Origin of the sequence: Faecalibacterium sp. AM43-5AT (assembly GCF_003603345.1) — a bacterium.
In the GTDB taxonomy this organism is placed as follows: Bacteria; Bacillota; Clostridia; order Oscillospirales; family Ruminococcaceae; genus Faecalibacterium; species Faecalibacterium taiwanense.
In genome coordinates, this window is record NZ_QVGZ01000014.1 from 19,886 (window position 1) to 36,968 (window position 17,083).

A 17,083-nucleotide genomic window follows, 5' to 3' on the forward strand; every position below is an offset into this window, starting at 1 on the left:
AAAACCATGCAGGCGGAAGTGCGTGTAAGGCACGGAAAATAAAAAAATGACCTGCTATCACAAAATAGATTTGGAGCGTGCATTTTATGAAAACCAAGATCGTTGTGGATTCTTCGTCCAGCCTGTATGCCCTGCCGGGCGTGGATTTTGCCTGTGTGCCGTTGAAGATCGTCACGGATGAACAGGAATATCTGGATGACGGTACTCTGGATGCTGTGGACATGGCCCGGTCTCTGCGTACTTACAAGGGCAAGACCAGCACCTCCTGCCCCAATGTGGCAGACTGGCTGGCTGCTTATGAGGGTGCGGAGCAGATCTTTGTTGCCACCATCACGGGCACACTGTCCGGCAGCTACAATGCTGCACTGCTGGCAGCGGAAGAATACAAGGAAACGCACCCGGAGGCCCGTGTTTTTGTTCTGGACAGCCTGTCCGCCGGGCCGGAGCTGCGTCTGCTGGCAGAGCGTCTGCGGGATCTCGTCCGGATCGGGATGGAGTTTGACGAGATCTGCGAGGCGATCCTGGCTTACCACAAGCACACACATCTGCTGTTTTCGTTGGAATCGCTGGCCAATCTGGCCCGCAATGGCCGTGTGAAGCCTGCTGTTGCCGCTGTGGCACGGATGCTGGGCATCCGGGTCATTGGTCAGGCCAGTGAGAGCGGCGAGCTGGAGGTACTGTGCAAGACCCGCGGCGAGCACGGTGCACTGGAGCGCATCGTGCTGGAATTGAAGGATCACGGCTTTACCGATGGCAAAGTGCATATTGCCCACTGTGATAACCCGGAAGCGGCCAAGCGCCTGAAGCTGATGATCCACGCGGTGTTTGCAGGGGCGCAGGTGGATGTGACCGAGTGCGGCGGCCTGTGCAGCTACTATGCTGAGCTGGGCGGGCTGATGGTGGGCTTTGAGGACGGAGAAACAGAGTAAAAGAGTTTTTGATATTGCAAGCAAGCCGGGCCTGTGGGTCTGGCTTGCTTTTTTTGAACAATGCAAAACTTGAAAAAGTTGTAAAACCGCGCTATACTTACACATATTATAAATGGGAATGGAGGGCAGGCCCATGCTTTTTCGTTCACCGATCGTGCGCTTTTTCAGCCGCATTCTGAACCGCGTCACCATCACGGTTGTGTTGGTGGCATTGCAGCTGCTATGGCTGTGCTGGGTGGCGTTTGCCATCACCACCGGCACGGGCCGCGTGTGGGTAAACGGCCTGCTCAACGCACTGAGCCTGCTCATCGTCCTGTACCTTGTGCGCAAGGATGAGAACAGCGCCTACAAGGTGGGCTGGATCGCGCTGATCGGTATTCTGCCGCTGCTGGGCGGTGCGCTGTATCTGGCCTTTGGCAACAAACGCCCGGCCAAGCGTCTGCGCCTGAAAATGCAGGCGGTGGAGGATGCCCACAAAAAAGACCTTGTACAGGAGCCGGGTGTGCTGGAAGGTCTGGATGCCCGCGAGCAGGGGCAGAGCCGATATGTGGCAAAGTACGGCCCCTATCCGGCGTGGCAGAACACTCGCACGCAGTATTTTGCCTGCGGCGAAGCCATGTATCCGCAGTTGCTGGCCGATCTGGAAAAGGCTGAAAAGAGCATCTTTCTGGAATTTTTCATCGTGAGCCACGGCTGCATGTGGAACGGCATTGAAAAAATCCTGCGCCGCAAGGCTGCGCAGGGCGTGGATGTGCGCCTGATCTACGATGATTTTGGCAGTCTGCTGGGTCTGCCCGCCGATTTCATCGTGCGCATGGAGCGGGCGCACATCCGCTGCATCCCGTTCAACCCGGTGGTGCCGCTGCTCTCGCTGGTGATGAACCACCGCGACCACCGCAAGATCGTAGTCATTGACGGTACGGTGGCCTACACCGGCGGCGTGAATCTGGCAGATGAGTATATCAATGCGGAGCAGCGCTTTGGCTACTGGAAGGATGCAGCCCTGCGTGTGGAAGGCGATGCCGCGTGGAACTTTACGGTGATGTTCCTCAACTTCTGGAACGCCTTCCGCCCCAGCGAGACGGATTATGATGCATTTCGTCCCATGCCGCTGGTGCCGCCGGTATCGGACGGCATCGTGCAGCCCTACGCGGACAGCCCGCTGGACGAGGAACCGATGGCCGAGACGGTGTACCTGAACATCCTTGCGCAGGCACAGCGGTATGTTTATATCTACACGCCCTACCTTGCCGTGGGCGAGGAAATGCTGGACGCACTGAAAAACGCGGCCAAGCGCGGGGTGGACATCCGGCTGGTGCTGCCGGGCATCCCGGACAAAAAGCTGGTGTTCCGGCTGAGCCGGTCGTACTATCTGCCGCTTTTGAAGGCAGGTGTACGCATTTACGAATATACGCCCGGCTTTCTGCATGCCAAGTGCTGGGTAAGCGACGATGTAACTGCCGTAGTGGGCAGCATCAACATGGACTACCGCAGCCTGTTCCTACACTTTGAGTGCGGTGTACTGCTGCAAAAGAACAGTCAGGTGGCAGTTCTGCGGGACGATGTACGGGCCACGCTGCCGCAGTGCCGCGAGATACAGGTGACGGAATGCCGCACCAGCCTGCCCGGCACGGTGCTGGACAGTGTGCTGCGGCTGCTGAGCCCCTTGATGTGATAAAAACTCCCTCAGTCACCTCCGGTGACAGCTCCCTCTGGGAGGGAGCCTTTGGCGCGGTGGTTTCGATAAGCCTCCCTCCGGGAAACAGACTTCCCCCGGCCGGGGGAAGATGTCACGTAAGTGACAAAAAGGGGAACAGGTGGATGCGAACGAAGTGAGCAGACGGAAGGAGTTCCGTTTCATAAAACGTTCCTTTTCCGGGCAAACTAGCCCAAAGCCCCTTCACGATCGGGGCAGGAAAGGGAGCGTTTTATTATAATGAAAAAGATACCTCGCATGATCCTGGGCTGCACGCTGGCGGCAGCTCTGGCCCTGACCGCCTGCAGCCGAAGCGATCCCGGTTCCTCCGGCAGCATGAGCACGAACATGGGCGGCAGTTCATCGCAGACGGGGCAGGCGGGCCAGAACGCTGCATACCGCACCGGCCTTGGCATCCTGACCGAAGCGTCTGATCAGGAACGCGCGGGCAAGATCGATACCATCGCAGCTGCCGTTCTGCTGGATGCCGAGGGCAGGGTGGCAGATGTGATGCTGGACGAGGTGGAGATCTCGGTCACGGGGGACAGCACCGGCAAGGTGACGATGCCCACCGATGATCGCACCAAGCGTCAGAAGGGCGACGATTACCCGCTGGCGGCGGTGTCCTCGCTGAAAAAGGGCTGGGCAGAGCAGGCGGATGCCTTTGGCAATTATCTTACCGGCAAAACCCCGGATGAGGTGAAGAAGCTTGCCACCGACGATGACGGCAAGCCGAAGGATGCTGACCTGCTCTCCACCTGCACCATTGCGGTGGACGGCTATCGGGATGCTGTGGTGCGCGCCTGCGAGAATGCAAAGGCAGTCGGCTCGGCCCGCGGCGACCGCGCTGTGCTGGGCGTGTCAGTGCGCAATGACACCAAGGAACTGACCGCCGACGATGACCACGATGTGACCGCGCAGGTGGACATCACAGTGGCAGCCCTGACGCTGGATGCTGACGGCCGTGTGACCGGTGCAGTGGCGGATGTGGCAGAGCCTGCCCTTACCGTGGGCGCGGATGGTACGGTGTCGGCACCGGAGATGGTCAAAACCAAGGTGGAACTGGGCGACAGCTACGGGATGCGCGGGGCATCCAGTCTGGACAAGGAATGGTACGAGCACAGCGAGGGCTGGTGCGATTACCTGAAGGGCAAGACCCGTACTGAGATCGCAGGCATCCCGGACGATGGTTCGGATGCCGACCTTGCGGCACTGTGCACCATCTCGGTGACGGAGCTGCAGAAGGCTGCGCTGGCGGCGTTTGCGGAAGAGTAAAGCGGAGAAAAGAGGAAAGGCGCAAAGCTTTTCCTCTTTTCTTTGTGCAACCAGACCAAAGAATTGGCGCAGAAAAGCCTTGAAAAAGACGAACTGCACTAACTTTTGCATTTCCTCTTGCCAAATGGCTGCAAACGCGCTATTCTATAGTCACAGTTTAACACTTTAGCATGATAAAATGCTAAACCGAGAGGGAACACATTTGGGAAACAAAAAAGGGAGGAGCCTTTTATGAAACGTCTTGTCTCTGCTTTTCTGGCTGGTGCCATGGCACTGAGCCTTGCCGCCTGCGGCGGTGCCGCATCCACTTCCACCGTGGCATCTTCTGCCTCTGCCTCCGGGAGCGCAGCCGCCTCCGAGACCGCAGCCAGCGATCTGGACTACATCAAGGAAAAGGGCAAGATGGTCATTGGCTACACCGTCTATGAGCCGATGAACTACACCGATGCCGACGGCAACTTTACCGGTTTTGATACCGAGCTGGCAACTGCCGTGTGCGAAAAGCTGGGAGTCGAGCCGGAGTTCGTGGAGATCAACTGGGATACCAAGGTGGTGGAGCTGGATGCCAAGAGCATCGACTGCATCTGGAACGGTATGACCCTGACCGATGACATCATGGCCAACACCGCCACCACCAAGGCCTACGCCAAGAACGCACAGGTCGTGGTCGTGAAGGACGGCACCGACTACAGCTCCACTGCGGATCTGGTGGGCAAGACCGTGGTTGCCGAGGCTGGCTCTGCCGGTGAAGCCGCCATTGAGGGCGACGAGAACCTTGCACAGGCCGATTACGTCTCCAAGAGCGTGCAGACCGACTGCCTGATGGAAGTTGCCGCAGGCACTGCTGATGCCGCTGTGCTGGATCTGACTCTGGCCAACGCCATGATCGGTGAGGGCACCGACTATGCAAGCCTGAAGATCGTGGACGAGCTGAACGCTGAAGAGTACGGCGTGGCCTTCCGCAAGGGCAGCGATGCCGCCGCAGCTGTGGATGCCGCCTTTGATGAGCTGAAGGCTGACGGCACCATGCAGGCTCTGGCCGACAAGTACGATCTGGCTCTGGCCGACTGAGTTCTATAAGAATGTAATTACTCCTTCCGTCATCGCTGCGCGATGCCACCTCCCTCGGTGAGGGAGGCTTTTTGTTGCCGATATGCGTGAGGCTCCCTCATTGAGGGAGCTGTCACCGAAGGTGACGGAAGGAGTTCAAAAAACGGATTGATGGGTGTGTTCTTGTGTCTGTGATTCTGAGTCGCCTTTCCGGCGCGTTTCTGCTCAACTGTGAGCTGTTCGCTCTGACCCTGCTGTTTGCGCTGCCGCTGGGTCTGGTGGTGGCTTTCGGCTCCATGAGCCGGTGCAAGCCGCTTTCCGGCGCGGTAAAGACCTTTGTGTGGGTCATCCGCGGCACGCCGCTGATGCTGCAGATCATCGTGATCTACCTTGGCCCCGGCCTGCTGGGCATGAATAACCCGTGGCCCTCCGGCTCCGGCGGACGCATGGTGGCGGCGGTGGTGGCTTTTGCCATCAATTACGCCTGCTACTTCTCCGAGATCTACCGCGGCGGCATCGAAGCCGTTCCCAAGGGCCAGACCGAGGCCGGTCAGGTGCTGGGCATGACCAAGACCCAGATCTTTTTCAAGGTGACGCTGCTGCAGGTGGTCAAGCGCATTCTGGCCCCCATGGGCAATGAGGTGATCACCCTCGTCAAGGATACCTCGCTGGCAAACACCATTGCCAACAAGGAGATCATCATGATGGCCAAGGAGTACAGTGCAAAGGGCTTGATCTGGCCGCTGTTCTCCACTGCCATCTTCTTCCTGGTGTTCGTGGGTGCACTTACCCTGCTGTTTGGCTGGGCCGAAAAGAAACTGGATTATTTCCGCTGATGAAAGGGAGGAAATTAGATCATGGCACTGCTTGAAGCCTCCGGCATCGGCAAAAACTTTGGCGATACCAAAGTACTCAAGGATATCTCACTCACGCTGGAACAGGGCGAAGCGCTGGCGATCATCGGCTCGTCCGGCTCCGGTAAGACCACCCTGCTGCGCTGCCTGAACTTTCTGGAACGGCCGGACACCGGCATCATCAAGGTGAACGGCGAGACCATGTGGGACGCTGCCGACCCCGCCACCCAGCGCGAGAGCGAGATCCGCAAAAAGCGGCTGCACTTTGGTCTGGTATTCCAGAACTTCAACCTCTTCCCGCAGTACACCGCCCTGCAGAACGTAATGCTGGCGGGTGAACTGCTGGCGAAGGAGTGCCCGGACTACAAGGCCAACAAAAAGGCCATCCATGCCGAGCTGGAGCAGCAGGCACAGGAACTTCTGGCCCAGATGGGCCTTTCTGCCCGGGCAGGCCACTACCCGCACCAGCTTTCCGGCGGTCAGCAGCAGCGCGTGGCCATTGCCCGCGCACTGGCTCTGCACCCGGACATTCTCTGCTTCGACGAGCCGACCTCGGCCCTCGACCCGGAGCTGACCGGCGAGGTGCTGAAAGTTCTGCGTGACCTTGCTGATCGCAAGACCACCATGATTATCGTCACCCACGAGATGCACTTTGCCCGTGACGTGGCCGACCGCATCATGTTCATGGATGGCGGCGTGGTGGTGGAGGAAGGCCCTGCCAAGCAGCTCATTGAGCACCCGCAGGAGGAGCGCACCAAACAGTTCCTTTCGCATTACGGAGAATAAGCAAAATCACCAATTCTTGCGGCAAAAATTTGGAAATGTTGATGCAATGCAAATCTTGTAAAACCCGTGGCTGTCCGCTATAATACCATTCATGAATGAAACCAACGTCCTGCCCTTTCCGGCAGGGCGTTTTTCACGGCAAAAATCACGACATCAAGCCGGTTCCCAGTGTGGCAGGAGGTTTTTATACGATGACAAAGGATATGACCCAAGGCAGTCCGCTCAAGCTGATCCTTGCGTTTGCGGTGCCGCTGATGCTGGGCAGCCTGTTCCAGCAGTTCTACAATCTGGCCGATACCATCATCGTGGGCCGCTTTGTGGGCGTGGAAGCGCTGGCGGCGGTAGGCAGCGTGGGCGGTTTGAACTATCTGGTGCTGGGCTTTGTGAACGGCATCGCCTGCGGTTTTTCCATCCCCATCTCGTGGACTTTCGGCGCAAAGGACTACAAGGAGATGCGCCGCTACACTGCCAACACCGTGTGGCTTTCCATCTTCTTTGCCGTGGTGCTGACCATTGTTACTGTGGCGCTGACCCGCTCGGTGCTGGTGTGGACGAACACCCCGGAAAACATCATCGACCTTGCGGATATCTACATCCGCACCATCTTCTGGGGCATCCCGTTCACCCTGCTTTATAATGTTACCAGCGCGCTGATGCGTGCGCTGGGCGACAGCAAGCGCCCGCTGTATTTCCTGCTGGTGGCAAGCTTTTTGAACATCGGGCTGGATCTGGTGTGCATCATCGTGTTCCATATGGGCGCGTTCGGTGCAGCCTTTGCTACCGTGTTCAGTCAGGCTGTGGCGGGTCTGGGCAGTCTTTTGTACATCCTGCGCCACTACCCGGAGCTGCGCTGGAGCAGGGAAGAGGGCCGCTTCAGCCTGGCCCACTGCGCAAAGCTGTGCAGCATGGGCATTCCCATGGGCCTGCAGTGCAGCATTACGGCCATTGGCAGCGTGGTGCTGCAGGGTGCCGTGAACGGCCTTGGCAGCGACATCGTGGCTGCACAGACCGCAGGCAGCAAGGCCGCACAGTTCCTGAGTGTGCCGCTGGAAAGCATCGGCACCGCCATGACCACCTACACCAGCCAGAACATGGGCGCAAAAGACCTTGGCCGTGTGGACCGCGGCGTGAACACCGCCCTCGGCATCGGCTGCGTATACAGCATTGCGTCCTTCCTCATCCTGCGCGTGACGGATAAGCTGCTCATCGGCCTGTTCCTGGATGCCAGCGAGACCGCCATCATGGCCAATGCCCAGAGCTTCATCTTCTGGAACAGCGTATTCTACATCCCGCTGGCGGTGCTCATTATCTACCGCTACACCATTCAGGGCCTGGGCTTCTCCGGCCTTGCCATGTTTGCCGGTGTGGCCGAGATGGTGGCCCGCGCTATGGTGGGCTTCTGGTTCGTGCCGCTGTGGGGCTACTTTGCGGCCTGCATCGCAAGCCCGGTGGCATGGTTCTTTGCCTGCTTCTTCCTCATTCCGGCCTACTTTGTGGTGCGCAAACGCCTGCAGAAGGAAAAGGATATCGAGAAGGAACACGATGCCCGCACCGCAAACGCTTAAAGAATGTTCGCAAGCTCTCCTGCAAAGGGGAGCTTTTTTGATGTTCGGGCTGTAGGGTAGGCCGCGTGCTGGGAGCTTTCTCCGCGAACAGCCCGGAACCCACGGTTCCGCCCCTGTGCTTACGCACGGGGCCCCACTTCCCGGACATTCGCTGGAGAAACTCCCAGCCCACAGCCCTTGGTTTCAGGGAACTTTATCAGGTGCTACTGTAGGAGCGTTATCTGAGCAAGTTTAAACTTTTAAACGATACAACGATTAAAAAGTGACTTCGGCAAGCTGCGTAAGTTCCAAAGGCTGCATAAGTTTGAACTTGCGCACGAAGTAGAACTTGCGCAACCTGATAAACAATCAAAATAGAACGTATGTATGCTTATAATTTTGAACTTGCGCACATATTTCTCCACGGTAGGGCTGCACTGCAGTCTGCCCGGATGATTTACAAATCCCGCCAAAAGCGTTATACTACTTATAATTGTGTAATTTGGCAGGAGGTGAGCGCATGGCAGAGCAGCAGCTGGAACAGATCGAGGGCACCGTGGAGGACATCATCTACGAGAACACCGACAACGGCTATATGGTGTTCGAGGTGTCCGGCGGCGGTGTGGTCACAGTGGTGTGCGGCATTGTGGGTGAACTGCACGCGGGCGAAAGCGTGGTCTGCCGCGGCCGCTACGAGAACCACGCCACCTATGGCCGCCAGTTCCACGCACAGGAGTGCGAGACCGACATGCCAAAGGATCTGGAAGCGGTGTACGCCTTCCTTGCCAGCCGGTCGCTGCCGTACATCGGGGCCAAGACGGCGGATAAGATCATCGACCTGTTCGGTGCCGAAGCGCTTGAGGTGATCGCCAACGACCCGGCCCGGCTCACGCAGGTGCCCGGCATCTCGGCGGACAAAGCCGACCGCATCCAGCAGGAGTTCAAGCGGATGTTTGGGATGCGGGAGCTGATCGCCTATCTGGCGCAGTTCGAGATCAGCCCGCGCCGCGCGATGGAGGTGTTCCGCACCTTCGGCCCCGGGGCCATGCAGGCCATTGCGGCAAATCCCTATCTGCTCTGCGGCGAACCGCTGCAGCTGGATTTCCGCCACGCGGACAGCATTGCCCAGTATTACCACATGGAAGGCGACTGCGCCCAGCGGCTGGAAGCGGCCCTGCTGCGCACCCTGCGCCACAACGCGGGCAACGGCCACACCTGCCTGCCGCGCACCCAGCTGCTGGAAACGGCATCCAATTTTATCCATCAGCCGCCGGAAAAGCTGGCTGCTGCGCTGGACGAGTGCATCCGCACCGAAGAACTGCGGGTGAAGCTGTTTGACGGCACACCGTATATTTATCTGCCCGACCTGCTGGAAGCCGAGGAGGACATTGCCGCCCGGCTTGCCATGCTGACAAAACGGGGCAAGAATACCGCCCACGGGCTGGATAAAAACATTCAAATTCTGGAACTGACGCAGGGCTTTGCCTATGCGCCCCTGCAGAAGGAAGCCATCCGCAAAGCCATGACCGAGAACTGCCTTGTACTCACCGGCGGCCCCGGCACCGGCAAGACCACCACCGTCAACGCCATTCTGCAGCTGCTGGAAGATCAGGCGGAACGGGTGGCCCTGTGTGCGCCCACCGGCCGCGCGGCTAAACGGCTGAGTGAGCTGACCGGCCGCAAGGCCAGCACCATCCACCGTCTTTTGGAGGTGGATTACACCGGCGGCGTGGTCAGCTTTATCCACAACGACAAGAACCTGCTCAAGTGCGATGTGGTCATTCTGGACGAAATGAGCATGGTGGATGTGAAGCTGTTTCAGGCCCTGATCGCAGCGCTGCGCTACAGCTGCCGCATTATCATGGTAGGGGATGCCGACCAGCTGCCCAGCGTCGGCCCCGGCAATATTCTGGGCGAGATCATCCGCTCCGGGCTGGTGCCCACCGTGTGCCTGAACGAGATCTTCCGGCAGGCAAAGCGCAGCCTGATCGTGGAGAACGCCCACCACATCATCTCAGGTGAACCGCTGCAGAAGGGCGGTAAGACCGACGACTTCTTCTTTTTGGAATCGGACGGCGATGCGGCCCAGCGGTTGGTGTGTGATCTGGTCACCACCCGCCTGCCGCGCAGCTACGGCTTCGATCCGATCCGGGACATTCAGGTGCTGTGCCCCACCAAGCTTGGCCCTACCGGCACACAGGCACTGAATGTGGAACTGCAGAACCTGCTGAACCCGGAACAGACGGGCAAGCCCCAGCTGCAAAGCGCCGCCCGGGTGTTCCGCGTGGGCGATAAGGTGATGCAGGTGCGCAATAATTACGAGATCATCTGGAACCGCATTGGCGGGGAGCAGGGCGTGGGTGCCTACAATGGCGACATCGGCATTGTGGAGAGCATCAACACGCGGGATCGCTCCATGGTGGTGCGTATGGATGACAAGCGGCTGGTCTACCCGGCAGAAAACCTCAACGAGCTGGAGATCGCCTATGCCATCACGGTACACAAAAGTCAGGGCAGCGAGTTCCCGGCGGTGATCCTGCCGGTGGCGCAGGTGCCGCCGCGGCTGTGCTACCGCAACCTGTTCTACACCGGCGTTACCCGTGCACGGAAGCTGTGCATCGTGGCGGGCCGCAGGGACGTTGTGAACCGTATGATGGGCAACATCCGCCAGAACCTGCGCTACAGCGGCCTTGCCTATCTTTTGCAGGCAGAGCTGCCGCCGGAACAGACGGAAGCAGAATAATTCCTTCCGTCACCTTCGGTGACAGCTCCCTCGGAGAGGGAGCCTCTGGCGAAGAGGAAAAGCTTTCTGCACTGCCAAAGCCTCCCTCCGGGAGACAGACTTCCCCCGGCCGGGACAGATTCTCCCCGCACCGGGGAGAAATGTCACCACAGGTGACAAAGAGAGGAACAGATGTCACGTAAGTGACAAAAAGGGGAACAGGTGGATGCGAACAAAGTGAGCAGACGGAAGGAGTTCAAAACCGGTATACTTTTTACGGCAACTATGCTATACTGTAGACTGGTATGATTTCCGGCCTGCATCAACAGGCCGTTGTTTCGATAGAGGAACCAGAGAAAGGAAAAAGAACTTATGGCACAGAACGATATCGGTATCGATCTTGGTACCACTACCATTATCATTGCGCAGGAGGGCAAGGGCGTTGTGCTCAACCAGCCCAGCGTTGTGGCAATGGATACCCGCAAGAAGACCGTGCTGGAAGCAGGCGATAAGGCCCTTGCTATGGTGGGCCGCACCCCGAACTATATTTCTGCCATCTTCCCGCTGAAGGACGGTGTGATCAGTGACCATACCATGACCCGTGAGCTGATCTGCCGTTTTGTCAAGCAGGTGTACAGCTCCCACATGGTCAAGCCCCGCGTGGCCGTCTGTGTGCCCGCCGCTATTACTGGCATTGAGAGTGATGCCGTAGTGGAGGCTGTGGTGGCCGCTGGTGCCCGTCAGGTGTACCTGATCGACGAACCCATTGCCGCTGCCCTTGGCTCGGGCATCGACATCACCCAGCCGGAGGGCCGCATGATCATTGATATCGGCGGCGGCACCACCGATATCGCAGTGCTTTCTCTGGGCGGCAAGGTCAAGGCCACCAGCGTACGCGTGGCAGGCAACCACTACGACGAGGAGATCCTCAAGTTCGTGCGCAACAAGTACAGCGTTGCCATTGGCCAGCGCACCGCCGAAGAGCTGAAAAAGAACGTGGCCTGCTGCCCCCAGAAGACTGATTTCCACGAGACCATGGAGATCAAGGGCCGCAGCCTGCTCACCGGTCTGCCGGTGCGTGTGAATGTTTCCACTGACGACCTGTACGAACCGGTCATGATGCTCAGCGAGCAGATCGGCACCGCAGCCCATCAGGTGCTGGAAAAGACCCCTCCGGAACTGGCAGGCGATATCTTCCGCAATGGTGTCATGCTGACCGGCGGCGGTGCACAGCTGCATGGCCTTACCGAATACCTGAGCGAAGAGCTGAAGGTGGAGGTGACGGTTTCGCCCGATCCCGTCAACTGTGTGGCACTGGGCACTGCCATGAGCCTTGGCCTGAACGACAAGCTGGAAACCGGCTTTTTGGATGCAACGCCCCGCATTGGCCGCAGATAATCAAAGCTGCACCATTTATCCATGAATCTGAACAAAAGCGCCAAAAAGAAAAAATATCTATTTTTGTTGAAATAAATTGGAAAATAAGGTATAATGTACCCAAATTGATTTTCTGCTGACGATCTTGTATCGGACGCAGTATACAAGAAACAGGAGGAAAACCATGGATTTAGGTTTTGACGTGGTCGTTACCATTACCGGCATCGTACTGGTGTTCTTGATCCTTATCCTGCTGATGGCGATTATCACGCTGGAAGGCAAGATCTTCGATTCGATGAACGCAAAGAAGAAGGCTGCCAAGGAAGCCGCCAAGGCTCCCGCTGCACAGCCCGCTGCACCTGTGCAGCAGGCCGCAGCTGCTCCCGCTCCTCAGGTGGAAGAGGGCATTCCCGGTGATGTGATCGCCGCCATTATGGCAGCAATCCATGCAATGGGCAACGGCAAGTACACCCTCAAGGCTGTGCGCCGCAGTAAGAACGGCTGGGGCAATGCGGGTGTAAACGACACCACCGCACCGTTTTAACAGAGGAGGAAGAGCATGACACAGTTTATTGATACTCTGGTCGGTATTTTCCAAAGCTCCGGCTTTGCGCAGTTTGGTGAGCCGGGCGGCTACCTGTACGCGATCATGATCTGCGTGGGCTGCTTTTTGCTGTACCTGGCCATCGTCAAAGAGTTTGAGCCGCTGATCCTGCTGCCCATGGCATTCGGTATGATCCTGGCAAACCTGCCCGGCAGCGGCATTATCCACATGCAATATTTCGTCGGTGACGGTCTGGAACACCCCATGTGGGTGGAGATCCTGAACAACGGTGGTCTGGCCGATATGCTCTACATGGGCGTTAAGCTGGGCATCTACCCGCCGCTGATCTTCCTGGGCATCGGCACCATGACCGACTTCGCACCCCTGATCTCCAACCCCAAGAGCCTGCTGCTGGGCGCTGCCGCTCAGTTCGGCATCTTCGGTACTTACATGGGCGCTCGCCTGCTGACCGCTACCGGTCTGGTGGACTTCACCCAGAAGCAGTCCGCTGCTATCGCCATCATCGGCGGTGCAGACGGTCCTACCGCTATCTTCGTTACCTCCCGTCTGGCTCCTGAGCTGCTTGGCTCCATCGCCGTTGCAGCATACAGCTACATGGCTCTGGTGCCCGTGATCCAGCCGCCCATCATGAAGGCACTGACCACCAAGAAGGAACGTACCGTCGTGATGAAGCAGTTGCGCACCGTCTCCAAGACCGAGAGGGTCATCTTCCCCATCATGGTCACCATCATCGTTTCCCTGATCGTTCCGGATGCCGCCGTTCTGGTGGGTATGCTGATGCTGGGCAACCTGATGAAGGAGTGCGGCGTTGTGGATCGCATCCAGAAGACTGCCGGCAATGAGCTGATGAACATTATCACCATCTTCCTGGCACTGTCCGTTGGCTGCACCACCTCTGCAAATACCTTCCTGAACACCCGCACCCTGTTCATCATCGTGCTGGGCCTGATCGCATTCTCCTTCGGCACTGCTGCCGGTGTGCTGTGCGGCAAGGTGATGTACAAGCTGACCGGTGGTCAGGTGAACCCGCTGATCGGTTCCGCAGGCGTTTCCGCTGTGCCTATGGCCGCTCGCGTTTCCCAGAAGGTTGGCCAGAGCGAGAATCCCTCCAACTTCCTGCTGATGCACGCAATGGGCCCCAACGTGGCCGGTGTTATCGGCTCTGCCGTTGCTGCTGGTATCCTGATCAACATTTTCAGCTAAGCGCTTTCTGAAAAGCATTTTTCCGCCCGTCGGTTCGCAAGAGCTGCCGGGCGGTTTTTGTTTTACGATTTGAAATGCCCGCCGCGTTTGCTTTGGGCATAAAGTAAGGAAATTATATTATTTATTTCGTGTTTGTCGCAGCCTGCGGGCTGCTCCAAACACATTTTCACAAAAAGGCCGTAACGAAAAACGGCTGCTGTTTTATCAGATGCAATTTTTCTCTACGACCTCTTTCGTGAAAAAGTAACTCCGAAAAGCCCGCAGGCTTTTCGGAGTTATAAATTATAAAAATATTTTTTCCGCTGAAAATAGCCAGAGCGAACGCGGCGGCTATTCTCAATCGTTTTGAAATGTGGTATACTGTACTTTGATAGTATAAACATAAAAGGAACAGGGGAAACCATGGCAACAGATCTCACACAGGAATTCTGCGCTCTGCGCGATACCTATATTGAAAAACAGTTTGGCCGCCTGAACGATATGCAGCGGCAGGCAGTGTTCACCACCGATGGCCCGCTGCTCATCCTTGCTGGTGCAGGCAGCGGCAAGACCACCGTGCTGGTAAACCGCATTGCAAACCTCATCCGGTTCGGCTCGGCCCACGGCTCCAAACAGACACCGCGTCCGGCCACGGAGGACGATATCAAGGCTCTGCGCAACGCCATCATGACCGGCACTGCCGCCCCCAGCTGGCTGGACGGGATGCTGCGCCAGAACGCTGTGCGCAGCTGGAACGTGATGGCCATTACCTTTACCAACAAGGCAGCAGGAGAGCTGAAGGAGCGTCTGCGCCGGATGCTGGGCGGCGAGGAGGGCGACGAAGTGTTCGCTTCCACCTTCCACTCGGCCTGTGTACGCATCCTGCGCCGCTGGGCGGAGGAGATCGGCTATCCGCGCAGTTTTACTATCTACGATACCGATGATTCCCAGCGCGTGATGAAGGCTGTCTACAAAGACCTGAATGTGGACGATAAGTTCCTGCCCATCAAGGCTGCAATCAACCAGATGAGCCGATGGAAGGATCAGCTGGTCAGCCCGGAACAGGCCCTTGCCAGCCCCGCAAAGGATACCAAAGGCGCGCTGACGGCCCGCATCTACGCGGCCTACGAAAAGCGCCTGAAGGAAGCCGGAGCATTCGACTTTGACGACCTGATCTACCAGACTGTGCAGCTGCTGGCCGAGCACAAGGATGTGCGGGATTTCTACCAGAACAAATACCGCTATCTGCTGGTGGACGAGTATCAGGACACCAGTGTGGCGCAGTTCCGTCTGGTGAGCCTGCTCACCGGCCCGGAAAAGAACATCTGCGTGGTGGGCGATGATGACCAGAGCATCTACCGCTTCCGCGGCGCTACCATTGAGAACATCCTTAATTTCGAGCGCATTTACCCGGGCACCAAGACCATCCGTCTGGAACAAAACTACCGCTCTACGTCCAATATCCTGAACGCTGCGAACTGTGTCATTCAGCACAACACCGAGCGCAAGGGCAAGACCCTGTGGACCAGCAATGGCGAGGGCGATAAGGTGCAGGTGTACACCGCCGAGAACGAGCAGGACGAGGCCAGCCACATCGCGGATGTGATCGGCCAGCACCTGAAAGAGGGCGGACATCTGGCCGACCACGCCATCCTCTACCGAATGAACGCCCAATCGGCCCCCATCGAAAGCTACTTTACCCGTGCAGGCATCCCCCACAAGATCGTGGGCGGCCAGCGCTTCAACGACCGCAAAGAGGTCAAGGATATCCATTCCTACATGTCCATCGTGGCGAACCCCCGCGATGATGTGCGCCTGCGCCGCATCATCAACGAGCCTGCCCGCAAGATCGGTGCCACCACCGTGGAGGTCATTGCCGATCTGGCCACGCAGGAGGGCGTGAGCATGCTGGACATCATCGGCCATGCCGACCAATATGCAAAGCTCAGCCGCGCCGTAATGCCGCTGCTCAAGTTCTGGCAGATCTATCAGCGCTTGCAGGATTCTTTGGAGACCCGCACGCTGGACGAGTTTGCAGCCGATGTGATCGAGCTGACCGGCTATAAGGCCATGCTGGAAGCCGATGCAGCCAAGGGCCACGAGGATGCGGCTGACCGCCTGCAGAACCTTGGTCAGCTGGTCAACAACGTCAAGAACTACTGCGACCAGCACGGTGAGGAAGCCACGCTGGAAGGCTATCTGGAAGATATCGCCCTCATCAGCGATATCGACAGCTATAACGAGAGCGCCGATCAGGTGGTGCTCATGACCATCCACTCCGCCAAGGGTCTGGAATTTCCGTATGTGTTCCTGATTGGCATGGAGGAGGGCGTGTTCCCCAGCGAGATGAGCAAGTATTCCGAAGCTGATCTGGAAGAGGAGCGCCGCCTTGCCTACGTGGGCATCACCCGCGCCAAGAAGGAGCTGTACATCTCCAACAGCGTTTCCCGGATGCTGTATGGCCGCACCCAGCGCAACGAGCCGAGCCGTTTTTTGCGAGAGATCGAGCCGGAGTATATCGAGGAGACCCGCAGCCCGGTACTGGAACAGCGCTCCCGCTTTGGCGGCTGGGGCGACAGCTATCGTGATACGGTGCCCGGTGGTGCGTCCGGTTACTCCGGGCCGTCCGGATGGGGCCGCAGCGCCAGTGGGTACGGTTCGGGCGGTTACGGAAGCGGCTATAGCAATCGCAGCGGCTACCTGAACCGCGAATACAACGCGGGCGAGGGCCGCGGCTTTGGCTCGGCCTATGCAAACCGGGGCCAGAGCCAGAGCGGATACGGTTCCGGCTATGGCCGCAGCGGCGCAGGTACTGGATATGGTTCTGGTTATAGTTCTGCATATTCTGACGGAACAGCGCAGAAAAAATCTGCAAAGCAAATCAACTTTACAGGCACACCGGCAGCAAAAACCGCTGCAAAAGGCGCAAAACACTATGAGCCGGGCGATCTTGTGGAGCACAAGGTGTTCGGACGCGGTCAGGTAGTGGCTGTGAAGCCTGCCGCCGGAGATCAGATCGTGGAGATCAACTTTGAAAAGGTGGGCATCAAAAAGACCATGGCCAATTTTGCGCCCCTGACCAAAATCACTGCGGAGGAATAAC

At 57.9% G+C, this 17,083-nt stretch carries 12 protein-coding genes; all 12 read left to right on the forward strand.

What is annotated here, in order from left to right; translation table 11 throughout:
* Nucleotides 1-86 precede the first annotated feature (86 nt).
* The 12 genes from DW937_RS13060 (at nucleotide 87) to DW937_RS13115 (ending at nucleotide 17,082) form a co-directional block, all read left to right on the forward strand.
* On the forward strand, nucleotides 87-929 hold the full coding sequence (locus tag DW937_RS13060; RefSeq protein WP_118528807.1) for a DegV family protein: 843 nt from the start codon (nucleotides 87-89) through the stop codon (nucleotides 927-929).
* 133 nt (nucleotides 930-1,062) lie between these two features.
* Nucleotides 1,063-2,604 (forward strand): cardiolipin synthase, encoded by a 1,542-nt coding sequence (cls, locus tag DW937_RS13065; protein WP_120121232.1) that lies wholly within the window; start codon nucleotides 1,063-1,065, stop codon nucleotides 2,602-2,604.
* Between the two features lie 261 nt (nucleotides 2,605-2,865).
* Complete coding sequence (locus DW937_RS13070) at nucleotides 2,866-3,900, forward strand: hypothetical protein (protein ID WP_120121234.1); 1,035 nt, start codon at nucleotides 2,866-2,868, stop codon at nucleotides 3,898-3,900.
* Between the two features lie 231 nt (nucleotides 3,901-4,131).
* Complete coding sequence (locus DW937_RS13075; protein WP_005938948.1) at nucleotides 4,132-4,971, forward strand: transporter substrate-binding domain-containing protein; 840 nt, start codon at nucleotides 4,132-4,134, stop codon at nucleotides 4,969-4,971.
* A 170-nt stretch (nucleotides 4,972-5,141) separates the two neighbouring features.
* Complete coding sequence (locus tag DW937_RS13080; RefSeq protein WP_005938622.1) at nucleotides 5,142-5,786, forward strand: amino acid ABC transporter permease; 645 nt, start codon at nucleotides 5,142-5,144, stop codon at nucleotides 5,784-5,786.
* Nucleotides 5,787-5,807: 21 nt separating this feature from the next.
* Nucleotides 5,808-6,590 (forward strand): amino acid ABC transporter ATP-binding protein, encoded by a 783-nt coding sequence (locus DW937_RS13085; RefSeq protein WP_120121237.1) that lies wholly within the window; start codon nucleotides 5,808-5,810, stop codon nucleotides 6,588-6,590.
* A 191-nt stretch (nucleotides 6,591-6,781) separates the two neighbouring features.
* On the forward strand, nucleotides 6,782-8,155 hold the full coding sequence (locus DW937_RS13090; RefSeq protein WP_120121239.1) for an MATE family efflux transporter: 1,374 nt from the start codon (nucleotides 6,782-6,784) through the stop codon (nucleotides 8,153-8,155).
* Nucleotides 8,156-8,654: 499 nt separating this feature from the next.
* Nucleotides 8,655-10,877 (forward strand): ATP-dependent RecD-like DNA helicase, encoded by a 2,223-nt coding sequence (locus DW937_RS13095; RefSeq protein ID WP_005941454.1) that lies wholly within the window; start codon nucleotides 8,655-8,657, stop codon nucleotides 10,875-10,877.
* Nucleotides 10,878-11,228: 351 nt separating this feature from the next.
* Nucleotides 11,229-12,254, forward strand: a complete 1,026-nt coding sequence (locus DW937_RS13100) for a rod shape-determining protein (protein WP_097775429.1) — start codon at nucleotides 11,229-11,231, stop codon at nucleotides 12,252-12,254.
* A gap of 163 nt (nucleotides 12,255-12,417) precedes the next feature.
* Nucleotides 12,418-12,777, forward strand: coding sequence for an OadG family transporter subunit (locus DW937_RS13105; RefSeq protein ID WP_005941465.1), 360 nt, complete (start codon nucleotides 12,418-12,420; stop codon nucleotides 12,775-12,777).
* 15 nt (nucleotides 12,778-12,792) lie between these two features.
* Nucleotides 12,793-14,001 (forward strand): sodium ion-translocating decarboxylase subunit beta, encoded by a 1,209-nt coding sequence (locus DW937_RS13110; RefSeq protein WP_120121241.1) that lies wholly within the window; start codon nucleotides 12,793-12,795, stop codon nucleotides 13,999-14,001.
* A 402-nt stretch (nucleotides 14,002-14,403) separates the two neighbouring features.
* Complete coding sequence (locus DW937_RS13115) at nucleotides 14,404-17,082, forward strand: UvrD-helicase domain-containing protein (protein WP_120121243.1); 2,679 nt, start codon at nucleotides 14,404-14,406, stop codon at nucleotides 17,080-17,082.
* Nucleotide 17,083: the final 1 nt, after the last annotated feature.